We start from the raw sequence: 16,323 nt of genomic DNA, 5'->3' as shown, positions 1-16,323 counted from the left end.
ACCCTAACCTGATTTACGGCCGGTGTGGAGTGGTGGGTCTGTCCTTTTCGACGACTTCGGGAGGAAGACCCCACTGCGCTCGGCCAAGTCGGCTCATCGGTGCGATTGCCGCGAAGTCCGGCAGGCCGTCGTCGGCGACAGCCTCGGGACGTACTGCGACCGCGACCACATTTCCCATCACGACAAATGAATTACCGACCTCGATGACCTGGTGGAGCGTGCATTCGATGGCGATCGGGGAGTCGGCGACCCGGACAGGGCGAACCCGCTCGCTCGGTTCGCTACGGATGTTCAACTCGAGAAATTCGTCGGCCTCGGCGTCGTAGAAGGCGGAACTCTTGTTCACCACGTCTGCGAGCGTGGCGGTCACCAGGTTGATCACGAATTCGCCGGTCGCTTCGATGTTGCGCAGACTGTCCTTGCGTCCGACCGACGTGAACTGCACGATCGGCGGCGCCGAACTTGCCACGGTGAAAAAGCTGTACGGAGCCAGATTGCCGACGCCGTCCGCCGACAGGGTGGACACCCAGGCAATCGGCCGGGGGACCACCGAAGCGGTGAGTAACTGATAGAACCGGCGGGGTTCGAGCTCGGCTGGATCGAAGAGTGTGCGCACCCACACATAATGCCGCTGTCCCCGCCCCTGGGCATGCTTGCACCCGAACATCTGACACTCTTGAAGGCGTGAATCCGTCCACTGCACAAGCCACAGCCGTCGTCGACGAACTGGTTCGTGGTGGCGTGCGTGAAGTCGTGCTGTGTCCAGGCTCTCGCAACGCGCCCCTCGCATTTGCCCTCCAGGCCGCCGATCTCGACGGCCGGTTGCGTCTGCACATGCGGATCGACGAGCGGACAGCAGGCTTTCTGGCACTCGGACTGGCAATCGCCGGGAAACGACCGGTCCCCATCGTGATGACCTCCGGGACCGCCGTCGCAAACCTCGGACCGGCTGTCCTCGAGGCGAACTACGCGCGAGTGCCGCTGGTGGTCCTGAGCGCCAACCGGCCTTACGAGATGCTCGGCACCGGCGCCAACCAGACCGTCGAGCAGCTCGGGCTCTTCGGCAGTCAGGTTCGCGCAACCATCAGCCTGGGCTTGGCCGAGGACGATTCGACGCAGAACAGCCAGTGGCGCTCGGCGGTCTGCCGGGTCCTCGCCGCTGCCCGCGGAACCAGATCCGGAAACGCGGGTCCGGTGCATTTCGACATCCCGCTCCGTGAGCCGCTGGTGCCGGACGTGCACGTCCATGGCCCGGTTCCGGAGGGCCGTCCAGGCGGTGCAGCCTGGACCACCACGCAGAACGCGACGCTCGATGTTCCGGTCGATCTGGACCTCACCGCAGATACGGTGGTCATTTCCGGACACGGCAGCGCACTTCGGCCTGAGCTGGCCGGCCTGCCGACGGTGGCCGAGCCGACGGCTCCGATGCACGGGATCGCACTGCATCCACTCGCGCTCTCGCAACTCAAGCCAAAGCAGGCGATCATCACCGGCCGCCCGACGTTGCATCGTCAGGTCTCGAAGGTGTTGGCCGATCCGAGCGTCGACGTCTACGCGCTGACCACCGGGCCGCGCTGGCCCGACGTATCCGGCAACGTACTCGCCACCGGAACCAGGGCAGTGGTCACCGGGACGCCCGATCCCGCCTGGATTGCTCGATGCGCCGCGCTGACCGAACACGCCGAAACTGCCGTCCGCAAGCAACTCGACGCCCACCCCAAGGCCACCGGCCTGCACGTGGCAGCTGCCGTGATGGACGCGCTGGCGGACGGCGACCAGCTTCTGCTCGGCGCCTCCAACCCCGTTCGCGACGCGGCCCTCGTGAGCTATCCCAAGCCCGCTGTCCGGGTGCTGTCGAATCGCGGCGTCGCAGGTATCGACGGCACCGTCTCGGCGGCGGTCGGTGCCGCATTGGCGTACGAGGGCGGCCGGACCGTCGCTCTCATGGGCGACCTGACCTTCCTGCACGACGCGTCCGGGCTGCTGATCGGGACCGGTGAGCCGAGGCCGAGCGACCTCACCATCGTCGTGGCCAACGACGACGGCGGCGGCATCTTCGAGCTCCTCGAACAAGGCGACCCGCAGTACGCCGGCGTCTTCGAGCGAGTGTTCGGAACACCGCACGGCATGGACCTCGCTGCGCTGTGCGCGGCCTACCGCGTGCCGCACGCAGCCGTCACCGTCGACGCCCTGGCAACGACGCTGGCGCAACCCGCAAACGGCATTCGTGTGCTCGAAGTCGCGACAGATCGCAGTGGACTGCGCGAACTCCACGCTTCCGTGCGAGCACAGCTGTGACGCAAACGGTTCTGCGTCGCCTCCGCATCGGCGTACTGGTGGTTGCGGTCGGCATTTCGGTGCTCGCGGTGATCCTGGTTCTCGGTGCCTGGCGCAACGATCGGACCATCGAATCGAACATGGGGACCGCAACTGCCGAGGTGCTCTCGGCAGGCTCGCTACGTTCGGCGATCAGCTTCGTGACACCGGACGGCGCCAACCACAACCCCGAACTCGGCGTGCTCTACCCCACCAATCTGACTGTGGGACAACGCATCGAGGTGGAGTACTCCAAAGCCGACCCTGATTTGGTCCGGGTAGCGGGACGCAACGCGACGGTGGCGCTGATCCCGGCGGGATCGGTGATCGTCGTGACGTGGCTCCTGGCTGGACCGTCGATCTGGTACCTGCGCAAGCGGGAAGCGGGAGCTCCGGGATCGGCGCCGGTCGCCTCGAGTTAGTTCGCGCTTCGCCGGAACTTCACACGAACATGACGTGGACTTTTCCTGGCCCTGTCACCGTTCTCGGTGTGAGAGTAGCCATCGTTGCGGAGTCATTCCTGCCCAACATGAACGGCGTCACCAACTCGGTACTACGCGTGCTCGAACACCTCGATCGCACTGGCCACGACGCCATGGTCATTGCGCCGGACACTGTCGGATCCGACACCTCTGCCGCCACCGAACACGAAGGTGTTCAGGTGGTTCGGGTGCCCGCCGTCATGGTGCCCAAAGTCAGTTCACTCCCCGTCGGCCTGCCACAACCGCGTCTGACGACGGCCGTGCGGACCTTCGCGCCCGACGTCGTCCATCTGGCGTCGCCGTTCCTGCTCGGCGCCGGGGGAGTGGCCGTCGCCAAGCGGCTCGCGATACCCACCGTCGCGGTTTATCAGACCGACGTCGCCGGATTTGCCGAAAGCTACGGTCTCGGCGTCACCAGTCGCGCCGCGTGGGCGTGGACCCGTCGAATCCACAAGAGCTGCAACAGGACCCTTGCGCCATCCACGTCGGCAGTCGACGCCCTCGAAGAGCACGGCATTCCGCGCGTGCACCGGTGGGCCCGCGGCGTCGACGCACAACGATTCGCGCCTTCGCGTCGTAGCTCGGCGTTGCGGCAGTCCTGGATCGGCGACAGCGACCAGTTGGTGGTCGGCTTCGTCGGTCGCCTCGCGCCCGAAAAACACGTCGAGCGACTGGCCGTGCTGGCGGCCGATCCGAGCGTGCAGATCGTGATCGTCGGAGACGGCCCGGATCGCGAGAACCTACGACGACTGATGCCGGATGCGATCTTCACCGGACAACTCGGCGGTACCGCGCTGGCCGACGCCTATGCGAGCCTGGACGTATTCGTTCACCCCGGCGAGCACGAAACTTTCTGCCAGGCGGTTCAGGAAGCCCTCGCGAGCGGTGTACCTGTCGTCGGACCGGACGCCGGCGGACCACGTGACCTGATCTCGCATTGCCGCAACGGCTACCTCCTGCCGACGGACAGGTTCACCGAACTCCTGCCAAGCGCCGTCGACGCACTTCGTCAGCGTGATCTGCGGGTGCAGTTCGGCTCCGCGGCGAGGCGCTCGGTGCTGCACCGGACCTGGCCGGCAATCTGCGAAGAGTTGCTCCGTCACTACGAGGACGTGCAGGGCCTCGGGCGGCGAACGGGTGCCAGAGCAGCCTGAACGCCCTCGCTGCCCGAGGGTTGGTAGCGTTTCGGGTGTGGCCACTACACACGGAACCCGAGCAACTCTCGAGAAGCAACCGCACGAAGTCGCGTCGATGTTCGACGACGTCGCGGAGCGATACGACCTCACCAACACCGTGCTGTCCTTCGGCCAGGACAAGGGTTGGCGCAAGGCCACCCGCGAAGCTCTCGACCTCAAGCCGGGCGAGAAGGTACTCGACCTCGCCGCCGGAACCGGAGTCTCGACCGTCGAACTGGGGCGCTCCGGTGCCTGGTGCGTCGCCACCGACTTCTCCAAGGGAATGCTCAAGGCCGGAATCTCGCGCAAAGTTCCGATGGTCGCAGGTGACGCGATGTACCTGCCCTATGCCGACAACGTGTTCGATGCCGCGACGATTTCCTTCGGCCTGCGCAACGTCTCCGACTTCGAAGCCGGACTGCGCGAGATCGCCCGCGTCACCAAGCCCGGCGGACGTCTCGTCGTCAGCGAGTTCTCGACGCCCGTTTTCGGGCCCTTCCGCACGGTCTACATGGAGTACCTCATGAAGGCGCTCCCGCAGGTCGCACGCACCGTCAGCAGCAACCCCGACGCCTACGTCTACCTCGCCGAATCGATCCGCGCCTGGCCGACCCAGGAAGAGCTGGCTCGCAAGATCGAGGCCGCCGGGTGGAAGAACGTCAAGTGGCGCAACCTCACCGGCGGCATCGTGGCGCTGCATTACGCCACTGCCTGAACTGCTGTGCGCCTTTATTAACCGCGGGCGGTTAATAAAGGCGCACAGCACTTGCTCAGCCGAACAGCGGTCGGGAGTCGATCTTTCTCGACGCGGCCCCCGACGCACGCCATGCCTTCGCCGTCAGATCGGCGTCGGCGTCGGTGACGAGGTTCCCCATCACCCGAACGGCGACCGTCATCAGTGCCCGTGAGCGCATCGCGATCGGGCCCGAGGCGGGCAGGAATTGCGGAACCGTCAGCAGGCCTGCGAGCCGGCGCGCGACCGAGAACGCCTGCCCGTAATGCTCCCGAAGCACGGTCGGCCACAGCTCCGTGAGGTCGTCGGCGCCGAGCTGTTCGACCACCAGACGTCCGCCTTCGAGGCCGTAGTCGATGCCCTCACCGTTGAGCGGGTTCACGCACGCTGCGGCGTCGCCGATCACGGCCCAGTTGCGTCCGGCGATGTTGGAGACGGCGCCGCCCATGGGTAGCAAAGCCGAAGCGACGGAATGAATTTCGCTGCTCCACTGCCACTCGCTTCGGCGCTGGTCGGTGTACAAGTCGAGCAAGGGACGCAGGGCACCCGGCGCCGGGCGCTTGGACGTCGCCAGTGTCCCGACGCCGATGTTCACCTCGCCGGTGCCGAGCGGGAAGATCCAGCCGTATCCCGCCTGCAACGTGCCCTCGGCGTCCCGCAGTTCCAGATGCGAGGTGATCCACGGGTCGGCGCTGCGCGGCGTCGCGACGTAAGCGCGTGCCGCGACGCCGTACGCGGTGTCCCGGTGCCACTGCCGTCCCAGCTTCTTGCCGAGCGTCGAGCGAACGCCGTCGGCGATGATCAGCGTCCGGCAACGAAGAGTGCTGCGTCCCGAGGGGCCGGCGAGTACGACGGCGGCTACTCGATCACCGTCGAGTTCGACGTCGACAGCCTTGGTGCCCTCGACCATGACCGCGCCGGATTCGACGGCGCACCGGCGAATGGCGTCGTCGAGTTCGGTCCGGGGGATCGCACTGCCGATCGGCGGGAACGACGTCCCTGGCCACTCGAGTTCGAGTTCTTGGCCGAAGCCGGACAACCGTAGTCCCTTGTTCGTCGTATGTGACCGAACCCACTCGCCGAGGCCGAGGAGATCCAGTTCGGCCACGGCGCGCGGAGTGAGTCCATCACCACAAGTCTTGTCTCGCGGGAACACGGCAGCGTCCACCAGCACGACGTCTCGGCCACTGCGGGCGGCCCATGCCGCGGCCGAAGAACCCGCGGGACCTGCGCCGATGACCACAATGTCGGTTTCGGCCGGAAGCGAATCGACGACGGGGGACTGCTCTTCTACGGACACACTCACATCTTCCCAGGCTCGCGATCGCCACCGTGGCGAGGCCGTCCCGAGTGCGAACCGCTAGGTTCACTACCGTGGGAACCGAGCCGTCACTGACGACAGGAATGGGTACTGACATCGTGAGCACCGAAAAGACTGCTGCCGACGCAACCGCATCGAGCACCGTCGTTGCAGGCATCGACCTGGGCGACGAACAGCTCGCCGCAGTAGTGCGTGGTGGACTCTCCGATGTCGAGGAGTTGTTGGTCAGCGAGCTGTCCGACGGCGAAGACTTCCTCACCGAGGCCGCGCTGCATCTCGCGCGAGCCGGTGGAAAGCGCTTCCGTCCGTTGTTCACGATCCTGACCGCGCAACTCGGACCGGTGCCGAACGATCCGTCGATCATCACCGCAGCGACTGTCACCGAACTCGTTCACCTGGCGACGCTCTATCACGACGACGTCATGGACGAGGCCTCCATGCGGCGCGGAGCACCCAGCGCCAACGCCCGCTGGGGAAACAGCGTGGCGATCCTGGCCGGCGACTATCTGTTCGCGCACGCATCACGCCTGGTATCGACGCTCGGACCCGAAGCCGTTCGGATCATCGCCGAAACCTTCGCCGAGCTGGTCACCGGCCAGATGCGCGAGACGATCGGCGTCAAGAAGGAACAGGATCCGGTCGAGCATTACCTCAAGGTCGTGTGGGAGAAGACCGGTTCGCTCATCGCTGCATCCGGACGATTCGGCGGCACCTTCTCCGGCGCCGACGCAGCTCACATCGAGCGCCTCGAGCGCCTGGGTGACGCCGTCGGCACCGCGTTCCAGATCTCCGACGACATCATCGACATCTCCTCCGTATCGGCGCAGTCCGGAAAGACTCCGGGCACCGACCTGCGCGAGGGTGTCCACACCCTGCCCGTCCTGTACGCGTTCCGCGAAGAAGGAGCCGACGCAGATCGCCTGCGGGAGCTGCTCGCGGGCCCGGTCACCGAAGACGCTTTGGTAGAAGAAGCTCTCGAACTGCTCGAGCGTTCGCCGGGCATGGTCAAGGCGAAGGCAAAGCTGGGCGAGTACGCAGTCTCGGCAAAGGCCCAGTTGGCCGAGCTCCCGCAGGGACCGGCGAATGAAGCGCTCGTGCGTCTCGTGGACTACACGATCGAACGAGTCGGCTGACACCTGGGGTGAAACCCTGACGACACTGGGTGGGAACCCTGATGACCCTGTCCTTCGTTGACTGAACACAACCGGTGCATACGCCGGGAGTTCGGGTGAGCCTTCGGCTCCAGCGAGGCAAGAGGTGAGCAGTTTGCACGGCTACGCGAACGGTGCGAAGACATTCGGGTTGTTGGTGGGGATGTCGGCGCTGATCGTCTTCATCGGCTCGCTGTTCAACAGCCCGTTCCTTCTGTGGGGATCCGTTCTGTTTGCCGTCGGCATGAATGCCTACGTGTACTTCAACAGCGACAAGCTGGCGCTTCGATCGATGCGCGCCCAGCCCATCACCGAGGTCGAGGCACCGGCGATCTACCGGATCGTGCGCGAACTCGCCACGACGGCGCACCAACCGATGCCCAGGCTGTACATCAGCCCCACGAACGCCCCGAACGCGTTTGCCACCGGTCGTAGCCCTCGTCACGCCGCGGTGTGCGTGACCAGCGGCATCATGCAAATCCTGAACGAACGCGAGCTGCGCGCCGTACTCGGGCACGAACTCTCCCACGTCTACAACCGGGACATTTTGATCTCGTCCGTGGCCGGCGCGATGGCCAGCGTCATCTCTGGCCTGGCCAACTTCGCGATGTACGCGAGCATCTTCGGTGGCCGAGGGAACGGGCAGGGAAGTAATCCGATCGCCTTGCTGCTCGTCTCCCTACTGGGACCGATCGCGGCAACCGTGGTCAAGCTGGCCGTTTCGCGCTCTCGCGAGTATCAGGCTGATCAATCGGGAGCCGAGCTCACCGGTGACCCATTGGCGTTGGCGTCGGCGCTGCGCAAGCTCGAGTCGGGCGTGGCAGCCGCGCCGTTGCCGCCTGAGCCCAAGCTCGCGGCGCAGTCCCACCTGATGATTGCCAACCCCTTCAGAGCGGGGGACAAGGTGAGCAAGCTGTTCTCGACGCATCCGCCCATGGCGGACAGGATCGAGCGTTTGGAGAAGATGGCCGGGATGTAGGGCCTTCGGCCCCTGTGCGCGGTTAGGTAGTCCCAGGACTCCTTAACCGCGCACAGGGGCGCAGCCCCTACTACCGGTAGTTCACGAACTGCAGGGCGATCCCGAAGTCCTCACCCTTGAGCAGGGAGATGACGCCCTGGAGGTCGTCGCGCTTCTTGCTGCTCACACGAAGTTCCTCACCCTGGATCTGCGCCTTGACGCCCTTGGGGCCCTCGTCGCGAATCTTCTTGGTGATCTTCTTCGCGTTCTCGCTGCTGATGCCCTGGACCAAGGTTCCGGACAGCTTGTAGATCTTTCCGGACTGCGCCGGCTCGCCGGCATCGAATGCCTTCAGCGAGATGTCACGACGGATCAACTTCTCCTTGAACACGTCGAGGGCGGCAAGCAGTCGCTCCTCGGTGTCGGCGTTCAACGTGATCGTCTCTTCACCAGACCACTCGATCGACGCTCCCGTGTTTCGGAAGTCGAAACGCGTGGTCAACTCCTTGGCAGCCTGATGCAGGGCGTTGTCCACCTCTTGACGGTCAACCTTGCTCACCACGTCGAAGGACGAATCAGCCACTTCACACTCCCGCTTTCCGGTAGTTCACGAACATCGAGTTCTGCCCACCTTCCATACCGGTGGACACCTCGACGTTATCGGGTCGGCACCGCCCGTTACCACCCGGTTTGCAAAATGGGGGTGTGTTCGTTGTATTCTTCTCACCGCACCGAGGAAGCCGTTTTCGGCCGCCGCACGTCGCGATATACTTGCGAATGCGCCGGATCGAAGCCTGGTGCAAGCACGGCAGATTGCCCGAGCGGCCAATGGGAGCGGACTGTAAATCCGTCGGCTTATGCCTACGTAGGTTCGAATCCTACATCTGCCACACCAAGTCAGCCCCGATTCTCTTTACGAGAGTCGGGGCTGACTTTTTTTGTGCTTGTTCCGAGGTCGGGTGCGCGTTGGTGACGCCGGCGTCGGCTGCGGCTCAGGGGCCTCGGGAGTGCTTCTGGGGATGGCTTCGGGGGAGTGCGGGGCCAAGTTGGTTCCCGCAAAGCCCTCGCCAGCGGCCCCGATCGGTGCAACAATGGGCTCCGGCACCATTTTTGCCCCGATGACCAGCGGATTTGGTGCTGGCGCTCGTTCGTGTGTAATCTTTCGGAGGCTTCAAGAGAGCGGCAACGCACTCCTGAGCCACGCCCCCTTAGCTCAGTCGGTAGAGCGTTTCCATGGTAAGGAAAAGGTCAACGGTTCGATTCCGTTAGGGGGCTCGCTGGATTGTGGTGCCGTGCTTTCCGCGCGACACTCGACACCGAGGCGGTGTAGCTCAGTTGGTAGAGCAAACGACTCATAATCGTTGCGTCGCCGGTTCAAGTCCGGTCACCGCTACACAATATGCATGATCCACCCTGATTGCTCGTAATCAGATACACCCGAAAGAAGGCATCCCGTGGCCTCCTCGACCGACGTTCGGCCCAAGATCACCTTGGCCTGCGAGGTATGCAAGCACCGCAACTACATCACCAAGAAGAATCGGCGCAACGACCCCGATCGCCTGGAGCTCAAGAAGTTCTGCCCCAACTGCGGAACCCACCAGTCGCATCGCGAGTCGAAGTAGTAAGTCCTTAACAGGACGACGATTTTCGCGGAAGACCCTCTCTGGGCCTGCGTCTTCGGGTCCTAGCTAGAAGAGAGTCTCACCGCGTGACAGATTTGCAAGAGAACCAGGCAGCGGCCGAGGTCCCTACGGACCCGGCCGCTCATGCCGTCCAGATGGTCGGTCACCACTATCGTGTCGAAGACTTCTACGAGGTCGAACGCGAGAAGGTGCGCGAGTTCGCTCGCGCCGTCCAGGACGCGCATCCTGCGCACTACGACGAATCGGCAGCCAAAGGCCTCGGATACGACGGCCTGATTGCTCCCATTACGTTCGTCGCCATCGTGGGTGCCATTGCTCAGCGACGTCTGTTCGAAGAGATCGTCACCGGCTACGACTTGAGTCAGATTCTTCAGACCGATCAGCGACTGGTGCTGCACAAGCCCATGCAGGTCGGTGACCGACTCTTCTGCGATGTTTTCCTGGATTCGTTCAGGCAGGCCGCAGGTAGCGACATCATCGTGACCAAGAACATCATCACCGATCAGAACGACGAAGCAGTTGTCACCACGTGGACAACGCTTGTTGCTCGAACGGGTGGGGAAGTGGACGAGAACATCGCCCACGCAGTCAAGGACGTGATGATGCATGTCGCTTCGTAAATTTTCCGACGTGAGTGTCGGCGAACTTCTCCCCGAGAAGTCCGTCACCCTGACGCGTGGAAACCTCGCCAACTACGCGGGTGTTTCGGGAGATCCCAATCCGATTCACTTCAGTGACGAGGTCGCACGACTTGCCGGCTTGCCGGACGTCGTCGCGCACGGCATGCTCTCCATGGGCATCGGTGCCGGCTACGTCACCGAATGGCTGGGGGATCCGGGTGCAGTGACCGAGTACAACGTACGGTTCACGAGCCCGGTGATCGTGGCAGCCGACAAGGCTGCCGAGATCGAGTTCACCGCCAAGGTGAAGTCGATCGACGAAGAAAGCAAGACCGCAGTACTGGCAATCGTGGCCAAGTCCGAAGGTAAGAAGATCTTCGGTCGTGCCACCGCCACGGTCCGTCTAGCCTGATCGCAGGGCGGATTGTGTTTGTTCCGGGGCTTTGAAGTACACTGAGATTTCTGGGATTCCTCAGCGCTGCGCGCTGCCCTGAATGTTGCAAGACATTCACCTCGGGTAGCGCGTATGTTGTGTGATCGCAGAACGGTTGATTCAGGCAGGGTCCACCTGTCGATGTCAACCAAAGGGGCGTAGCTCAACTGGCAGAGCAGCGGTCTCCAAAACCGCAGGTTGCAGGTTCAAGTCCTGTCGCCCCTGCCCCCGGATGCCAGCGACTGAGAGGAACGACGTGAGCGAGGAGCGCGCCAAGCGCGACGCCGACACTTCGGATGCGGAGACTTCAACGTCTGCCGATTCGACCGGTGTCGACGACACTGCAGCTGACGCGACTACGCGTTCCGATCTGTCGTTGGACAAGGACGGTGCCGAGAAGGCTCCCTCCGCATCCAGTGGGGTTTCCAACAAGCCGACCGGCAAGCGCGCTGCACGCGGCGCCTCGGTCAGCGCGTCCACCGTGAAGACTCCGGCCCGGACGGCATCCCGGACATCTTCGGCCAAGCCGACTGCAACGAACCCCGGCAAGAAGCCCAAGGCGAAGAAGGACAACATCTTCAAGCGCCTGCGCAAATTCTTCCGCGAGGTCATCGCAGAACTCCGTAAGGTCATCTGGCCGAACCGCAAGCAGATGATCACCTACACCAGCGTCGTGCTGACGTTCGTGGTCTTCATGGTCGCTTTCATCAGCGGCGTCGATATCGCTGTGATCAAGGGTGTCACCTGGCTGTTCGGCTGATCGCCGTAGCAGTCGGGCGTCTTTGCCTGCGAGCGCGACAAGACCCGACCCGGGTCCGAGTAACGAGAGGAAGCGAGTGCCCCAGTGAGCACCCCCGAGAACGACACGAATGAGGCTTTGGCCGAAGAGCGTGTTTCTGCCGAGGCGGCAGCCGAAGTAGACGTCGTGGTTGCCGAAGGCACCGATGCAGACGTTGCCGAAGGCACTGATGCAGACGCTGCAGCGACCGAGGACGTCATCTCCGACGATGCCGAGAACTCCGACGAGGCCGCTCCCGCCGCCGAGCTCGAGGTCGAGGATCCCGTTGCCGAACTCAAGGCTGCGCTGCGTCGCGCCCCGGGTGACTGGTACGTCATCCACTCGTACGCCGGTTACGAGAACAAGGTCAAGACCAACCTTGAGACTCGCGTTCAGAACCTCGACGTCGGTGACTACATCTTCCAGGTGGAAGTTCCCACCGAAGAGGTCACCGAGATCAAGAACGGCCAGCGCAAGCAGGTCAATCGCAAGGTTCTGCCCGGATACATCCTCGTTCGCATGGAGCTCAACGACGAGTCGTGGGGCGCAGTGCGCAACACGCCTGGCGTCACCGGTTTTGTCGGTGCCACGTCGCGTCCCTCGCCGCTGACCCTCAACGAGGTCGTCAAGTTCCTGCTCCCGCAGCAGGAGCAGAAGAAGCAGCAGGCTGCAGCGGCCGCCGTCGCAGCAGGCGAGGCACCGTCCGAGTCCTTCGGCAAGCCCCTCATCGAGGTCGACTTCGAGGTCGGCGAGTCGGTCACCGTCATGGACGGCCCGTTCGCAACCCTTCCGGCCAGCATCAGCGAGGTCAACGGCGAGCAGCAGAAGCTCAAGGTTCTCGTGTCGATCTTCGGTCGTGAAACCCCGGTTGAGCTCAACTTCAACCAGGTCGCGAAGATCTGACCACCCCAAAACTTGCAATTTGTTCGACGCAAGACACACACCCAAGCTAGAAACTAGGAACTAGAGATGCCCCCAAAGAAGAAGAAGCTCGCCGGGCTCATCAAGCTGCAGATCCAGGCAGGTCAGGCTAACCCTGCACCTCCCGTGGGTCCCGCGCTCGGTCAGCACGGCGTGAACATCATGGAGTTCTGCAAGGCCTACAACGCGGCGACTGAGTCCCAGCGCGGCAACGTTGTGCCGGTCGAGATCTCGGTCTACGAAGACCGGACCTTCGATTTCAAGCTGAAGACCCCTCCCGCCGCCAAGCTGCTCCTCAAGGCAGCCGGCGTCGCCAAGGGCTCCGGCGAACCGCACAAGACCAAGGTTGCCTCGGTGACCATGGATCAGGTGCGCGAAATCGCGAAGACCAAGGCTGAAGACCTCAATGCCAATGACATCGAGCAGGCCGCGAAGATCATCGCCGGCACCGCTCGTTCCATGGGCATCACGGTCCAGGGCTAATAGTCCGCTCCACAGCACTACGTGGGAGGGCCGGCCAGGCCCCGACCACAACTGAACCATTCACCACTGCACAGGTAATTCGCTGCAGTGATAAGTAAGGACAGAACAAATGGCAAAGCGCAGCAAGGCGTACCTCGCCGCCGCTGAGAAGATCGACGCAGACAAGCTCTACAGCCCGCTTCAGGCTGCAAAGCTCGCCAAGGAGACGTCGTCCACCAAGATGGATGCAACCGTTGAGGTTGCAGTTCGTCTGGGCGTCGACCCCCGTAAGGCTGACCAGATGGTCCGCGGAACGGTCAACCTGCCCCACGGCACCGGTAAGACCGCTCGCGTCATCGTGTTCGCTGTTGGCGAGAAGGCAGCAGAAGCCGAGGCTGCAGGCGCTGACGTAGTCGGTGCAGAAGACCTGATCGAGCGCATCCAGGGTGGATGGGTCGATTTCGACGCCGCAATCGCGACTCCTGATCAGATGGCCAAGGTCGGCCGCATCGCCCGTGTCCTCGGACCGCGTGGCCTGATGCCGAACCCGAAGACGGGCACCGTCACGGCGGATGTCACCAAGGCTGTCAACGACATCAAGGGCGGAAAGATCAACTTCCGCGTCGACAAGCAGGCCAACCTGCACTTCGTCATCGGCAAGGCATCGTTCGACGATGAGAAGCTGGTGGAGAACTACGGCGCAGCCCTGGACGAGATCCTGCGTGCGAAGCCCTCGTCGGCCAAGGGTCGCTACGTGAAGAAGATCACGGTCTCGACCACCACCGGTCCGGGCATCCCGGTGGATCCGAACCGTACTCGCAACCTCCTCGAGGATGCTGCAGACGCGTAAGCAGTCCGCATACGAACAAGAAGGCCGGCAGGGATCACTCCCTGCCGGCCTTCTTGTCTGTTTCGGGAGAGGGTGATCCCTGCCGGTGGTATCGGTCCAACGGTGGTATCGGTCCAACGGTGGTATCGGTCCAACGGTGGTATCGATCTAACGGTGGCATCATCGGGGTATGCACGAAGCGTTCCAGTTCCTCGGAAACTTTTGGTGGCTGATCTTCGTTTTCGGCGGCACCATCGGTGGGGCGCTGAAAGGTGTCGCGGTTGCCAACGAAAGGCGGATCGAGCGCCGGCAAGAGCGCTTCCGGCTCAAGCAGGAGACCAAGGTCGCCATCGCGCAGGCCAACGCACAACATCACGCCGACGAAGAAACACAACGCCGAGAGCTGGCCAAGGCCATCGAGCAGCACGATGCGGTCGACGCCCGATGGTTCTCGTACGAGCTCGATCCGGTCACACTGCTCGACACTCCGATGATGACGGACATGCGTGAGCCTTTGACGGCCGATTTTCATCGAGCCAAATATCGTGCCGATCTGCTCCGTCCAGGCAATCCGGAGACGATGATCGGTAACCAGCAGGCGCAAACCGAGTACCGCGAGGCGGTGCACACTTACTCGATCGCCTTCGAGATCGCGGAAGCGGAGGCGAAGCGTCGCCGACGGAGCGGATTCACCCTCGACGAACAAGAGCGCCTGGTAAGGGCGCAACGTCTGCTGCGCCTGGCCATGGACGATGGCGCGACGCCACAGGAACGTCAGAGTGCGTATCGGAAGGCTCACAAGGAACTCGACGGGCTGCTGGTGCTGCCGGACCGAGCTCGGGCAGAGATCGAACACAAGATCGCCAGGGCCATCGGTGCTTGAAGAAACCAGCTGCGTGACGAGGCCGATTTGGTTATGCAGCGAGTAGTCAGGTAGTCTTCGACGCGGAGTTCAGTGCTGGATATGAACTTCACCCCAAAATCATGTTCTACCCAAGACCGTTGGTGATTGCACTCAGTAATGAGTGTGGTTGAAAGTCCGGGAGTGCCCGGCGGCCCACGTAGGTGAACGAGGTAGGGGGATAGCTTGATGTAGTGGTTCTACAGTTTGCCTGGTTATGCACTGCTTTGCGTTGCATCGTTACGCTGATTCGTAAGCCTCTTCTTCATGTTTCCTCTGTACGCCCCGTGCGCTTGCGCCGGGGCGTTTTGCATGTCGCGGACTGTGTCTTCTCGGGTTCACCCGATGAGGTGCAGCGGTTCCTGAGTGGGACAACGACTGTCACGAGAGGAGGCGAAGTATGGCAAAGCCTGAGAAGGTTTCCGCAGTTGCGGAAATCACCGAGCAGTTCAAGGGTTCGACCGCCGCTGTGGTCACGGAATACCGTGGCCTTTCGGTTGGCAACATCACGACACTGCGACGCGCTCTCGGAGAAGGTGCCACCTACTCCGTCGCCAAGAACACCCTGGTCAAGCGTGCCGCCGCAGAGGCTGGCATCGAGGGCCTTGATGACCTGTTCGTTGGTCCGACCGCCATTGCATTCATCAAGGGCGAACCGGTCGACGCTGCGAAGGCTCTGAAGAACTTCGCTAAGGACAACAAGGCGCTCATCATCAAGGGCGGCTACATGGACGGCGCTGCGCTGTCCGTGGAAGAGGTCAACAAGATCGCGGATCTCGAATCCCGCGAAATCCTGTTGGCAAAGCTTGCCGGCGCGATGAAGGGCAACTTGGCAAAGGCCGCAGGCCTGTTCAATGCTCCCGCTTCGCAGATGGCCCGTTTGGCCGCTGCCCTGCAGGAGAAGAAGGCCGCAGAAGGCGGAGCCGCAGAGGCCCCCGCAGAGGCTGCCACCGAGGCTCCGGCCGAGGCCGAAGCCGAAAGCTGATCCGCACCCGCGCATCACTGCTATAACCCCGCCCGGTCGCGGATCAGCGACATGGGACTTACAGGAAGGACCGCCACAATGGCGAAGCTCAGCACCGAAGAGTTGTTGGACCAGTTCAAGGAGCTCACCCTCCTCGAGCTCTCGGAGTTCGTTAAGGCATTCGAGGAGACCTTCGAGGTCACCGCTGCTGCTCCCGTCGCCGTCGCCGCTGCAGGCGCACCGGCTGCCGGCGCAGAAGCTGCTGAAGAGCAGGACGAGTTCGACGTCGTCCTCGAGTCGGCTGGCGACAAGAAGATCCAGGTCATCAAGGTCGTCCGTGAGGTCGTTTCCGGCCTCGGCCTGAAGGAAGCCAAGGACCTCGTCGAGAGCGCTCCGAAGGCCATCCTCGAGAAGGTTGCCAAGGACGCCGCAGAGGCTGCCAAGGAAAAGCTCGAAGCTGCCGGCGCAAAGATCGTCATCAAGTAAGACGGTTTTCCCGCTGCTCTTCGCGAGTAGTAACGAAGAGGGCCACTCCCCACGGGGAGTGGCCCTCTTTTTTTGAACTTTTTTCACGGGTGATATGTCGGAATCCATGCAGGTGGGAGGGGTGCCCGAACTAGGCTGTGACCTGAATTA

Annotated in this window: 19 protein-coding genes and 4 tRNA genes; 20 read left to right on the top strand and 3 right to left on the bottom strand. The window is 63.0% G+C overall.

Annotation, left to right across the window (positions count from 1 at the left end; translation table 11 throughout):
- Positions 1–13 precede the first annotated feature (13 nt).
- Positions 14–616, bottom strand: coding sequence for a flavin reductase family protein (locus ABX74_RS22800; protein WP_047889750.1), 603 nt, complete (start codon positions 614–616; stop codon positions 14–16).
- 68 nt (positions 617–684) lie between these two features.
- Here ABX74_RS22800 and menD point away from each other — a divergent pair, with 68 nt between their 5' ends.
- The 4 genes from menD to ABX74_RS22780 all read left to right on the top strand — a co-directional run bounded on the left by menD (position 685) and on the right by ABX74_RS22780 (position 4,688).
- Complete coding sequence (menD, locus tag ABX74_RS22795; protein WP_020906813.1) at positions 685–2,298, top strand: 2-succinyl-5-enolpyruvyl-6-hydroxy-3-cyclohexene-1-carboxylic-acid synthase; 1,614 nt, start codon at positions 685–687, stop codon at positions 2,296–2,298.
- On the top strand, positions 2,295–2,738 hold the full coding sequence (locus ABX74_RS22790; RefSeq protein ID WP_020906814.1) for a DUF3592 domain-containing protein: 444 nt from the start codon (positions 2,295–2,297) through the stop codon (positions 2,736–2,738). The genes menD and ABX74_RS22790 overlap by 4 nt, the downstream gene beginning before the upstream one ends.
- Before the next feature lie 68 nt (positions 2,739–2,806).
- A complete protein-coding gene (locus tag ABX74_RS22785; protein WP_024487303.1) occupies positions 2,807–3,952 on the top strand; it encodes a glycosyltransferase family 4 protein in 1,146 nt (381 codons plus the stop codon).
- Positions 3,953–3,989: 37 nt separating this feature from the next.
- A complete protein-coding gene (locus ABX74_RS22780; RefSeq protein WP_003941879.1) occupies positions 3,990–4,688 on the top strand; it encodes a demethylmenaquinone methyltransferase in 699 nt (232 codons plus the stop codon).
- Between the two features lie 55 nt (positions 4,689–4,743).
- Here the strand turns inward: ABX74_RS22780 and ABX74_RS22775 are convergent, their stop codons facing one another.
- Entirely contained in the window at positions 4,744–6,006 is a 1,263-nt protein-coding gene (locus ABX74_RS22775; RefSeq protein ID WP_397510097.1) for a geranylgeranyl reductase family protein, read from the bottom strand.
- 104 nt (positions 6,007–6,110) lie between these two features.
- On the opposite strand from ABX74_RS22775, the gene ABX74_RS22770 reads away from it, so the two are divergent.
- Positions 6,111–7,160 carry a polyprenyl synthetase family protein gene (locus ABX74_RS22770; RefSeq protein ID WP_020906817.1) on the top strand — a complete coding sequence of 350 codons (1,050 nt, stop codon included), beginning with the start codon at positions 6,111–6,113 and terminating at the stop codon, positions 7,158–7,160.
- A 133-nt stretch (positions 7,161–7,293) separates the two neighbouring features.
- Positions 7,294–8,157, top strand: a complete 864-nt coding sequence (gene htpX / locus ABX74_RS22765) for a zinc metalloprotease HtpX (RefSeq protein ID WP_029254860.1) — start codon at positions 7,294–7,296, stop codon at positions 8,155–8,157.
- A gap of 70 nt (positions 8,158–8,227) precedes the next feature.
- On the opposite strand, the gene ABX74_RS22760 is transcribed toward htpX, so the two are convergent.
- On the bottom strand, positions 8,228–8,719 hold the full coding sequence (locus tag ABX74_RS22760) for a YajQ family cyclic di-GMP-binding protein (protein WP_003941854.1): 492 nt from the start codon (positions 8,717–8,719) through the stop codon (positions 8,228–8,230).
- Between the two features lie 224 nt (positions 8,720–8,943).
- Between ABX74_RS22760 and ABX74_RS22755 the strand changes: the two genes are divergently transcribed.
- The 14 genes from ABX74_RS22755 (at position 8,944) to rplL (ending at position 16,173) form a co-directional block, all read left to right on the top strand.
- A tRNA-Tyr gene (locus ABX74_RS22755) sits at positions 8,944–9,026 on the top strand.
- Positions 9,027–9,338: 312 nt separating this feature from the next.
- Positions 9,339–9,411 (top strand) — tRNA-Thr (locus ABX74_RS22750).
- Between the two features lie 45 nt (positions 9,412–9,456).
- A tRNA-Met gene (locus ABX74_RS22745) sits at positions 9,457–9,529 on the top strand.
- A gap of 61 nt (positions 9,530–9,590) precedes the next feature.
- Positions 9,591–9,758, top strand: a complete 168-nt coding sequence (gene rpmG / locus ABX74_RS22740; protein WP_003941903.1) for a 50S ribosomal protein L33 — start codon at positions 9,591–9,593, stop codon at positions 9,756–9,758.
- An 86-nt stretch (positions 9,759–9,844) separates the two neighbouring features.
- On the top strand, positions 9,845–10,399 hold the full coding sequence (hadA, locus tag ABX74_RS22735; RefSeq protein ID WP_047889749.1) for a (3R)-hydroxyacyl-ACP dehydratase subunit HadA: 555 nt from the start codon (positions 9,845–9,847) through the stop codon (positions 10,397–10,399).
- Positions 10,386–10,811, top strand: a complete 426-nt coding sequence (hadB, locus tag ABX74_RS22730; protein WP_003941909.1) for a (3R)-hydroxyacyl-ACP dehydratase subunit HadB — start codon at positions 10,386–10,388, stop codon at positions 10,809–10,811. The genes hadA and hadB overlap by 14 nt, the downstream gene beginning before the upstream one ends.
- A gap of 173 nt (positions 10,812–10,984) precedes the next feature.
- Positions 10,985–11,057 (top strand) — tRNA-Trp (locus ABX74_RS22725).
- A gap of 31 nt (positions 11,058–11,088) precedes the next feature.
- On the top strand, positions 11,089–11,592 hold the full coding sequence (gene secE, locus ABX74_RS22720) for a preprotein translocase subunit SecE (RefSeq protein WP_020968963.1): 504 nt from the start codon (positions 11,089–11,091) through the stop codon (positions 11,590–11,592).
- Between the two features lie 84 nt (positions 11,593–11,676).
- On the top strand, positions 11,677–12,513 hold the full coding sequence (nusG, locus tag ABX74_RS22715; protein WP_003942049.1) for a transcription termination/antitermination protein NusG: 837 nt from the start codon (positions 11,677–11,679) through the stop codon (positions 12,511–12,513).
- A 66-nt stretch (positions 12,514–12,579) separates the two neighbouring features.
- Entirely contained in the window at positions 12,580–13,014 is a 435-nt protein-coding gene (rplK, locus tag ABX74_RS22710; RefSeq protein ID WP_003941896.1) for a 50S ribosomal protein L11, read from the top strand.
- A 109-nt stretch (positions 13,015–13,123) separates the two neighbouring features.
- Positions 13,124–13,843, top strand: a complete 720-nt coding sequence (rplA, locus tag ABX74_RS22705) for a 50S ribosomal protein L1 (RefSeq protein ID WP_003941982.1) — start codon at positions 13,124–13,126, stop codon at positions 13,841–13,843.
- A gap of 169 nt (positions 13,844–14,012) precedes the next feature.
- Positions 14,013–14,705, top strand: coding sequence for a hypothetical protein (locus ABX74_RS22700; protein ID WP_042951226.1), 693 nt, complete (start codon positions 14,013–14,015; stop codon positions 14,703–14,705).
- Positions 14,706–15,123: 418 nt separating this feature from the next.
- On the top strand, positions 15,124–15,708 hold the full coding sequence (rplJ, locus tag ABX74_RS22695) for a 50S ribosomal protein L10 (protein ID WP_003942074.1): 585 nt from the start codon (positions 15,124–15,126) through the stop codon (positions 15,706–15,708).
- Between the two features lie 78 nt (positions 15,709–15,786).
- Entirely contained in the window at positions 15,787–16,173 is a 387-nt protein-coding gene (gene rplL / locus ABX74_RS22690; RefSeq protein ID WP_003941857.1) for a 50S ribosomal protein L7/L12, read from the top strand.
- Positions 16,174–16,323 lie beyond the last annotated feature (150 nt).

The sequence above is a fragment of the Rhodococcus sp. ARP2 genome (genome assembly GCF_001029585.1).
GTDB classification, from domain to species: domain Bacteria; phylum Actinomycetota; class Actinomycetes; order Mycobacteriales; family Mycobacteriaceae; genus Rhodococcus_F; species Rhodococcus_F erythropolis.
The sequence above is the reverse complement of the archived record's forward strand: the minus strand, read 5'-3'. Positions and strand labels throughout refer to the sequence as shown.

What these genes read in the sequence shown, in the direction of transcription:
- rplA (WP_003941982.1), top strand. Translation starts at nt 13,124, where the DNA reads ATGGCAAAGCGCAGCAAGGCGTACCTCGCCGCCGCTGAGAAGATCGAC.
- rplK (WP_003941896.1), top strand. Translation starts at nt 12,580, where the DNA reads ATGCCCCCAAAGAAGAAGAAGCTCGCCGGGCTCATCAAGCTGCAGATC.
- hadB (WP_003941909.1), top strand. Translation starts at nt 10,386, where the DNA reads ATGTCGCTTCGTAAATTTTCCGACGTGAGTGTCGGCGAACTTCTCCCC.
- rplJ (WP_003942074.1), top strand. Translation starts at nt 15,124, where the DNA reads ATGGCAAAGCCTGAGAAGGTTTCCGCAGTTGCGGAAATCACCGAGCAG.
- ABX74_RS22700 (WP_042951226.1), top strand. Translation starts at nt 14,013, where the DNA reads ATGCACGAAGCGTTCCAGTTCCTCGGAAACTTTTGGTGGCTGATCTTC.
- rplL (WP_003941857.1), top strand. Translation starts at nt 15,787, where the DNA reads ATGGCGAAGCTCAGCACCGAAGAGTTGTTGGACCAGTTCAAGGAGCTC.
- ABX74_RS22770 (WP_020906817.1), top strand. Translation starts at nt 6,111, where the DNA reads ATGGGTACTGACATCGTGAGCACCGAAAAGACTGCTGCCGACGCAACC.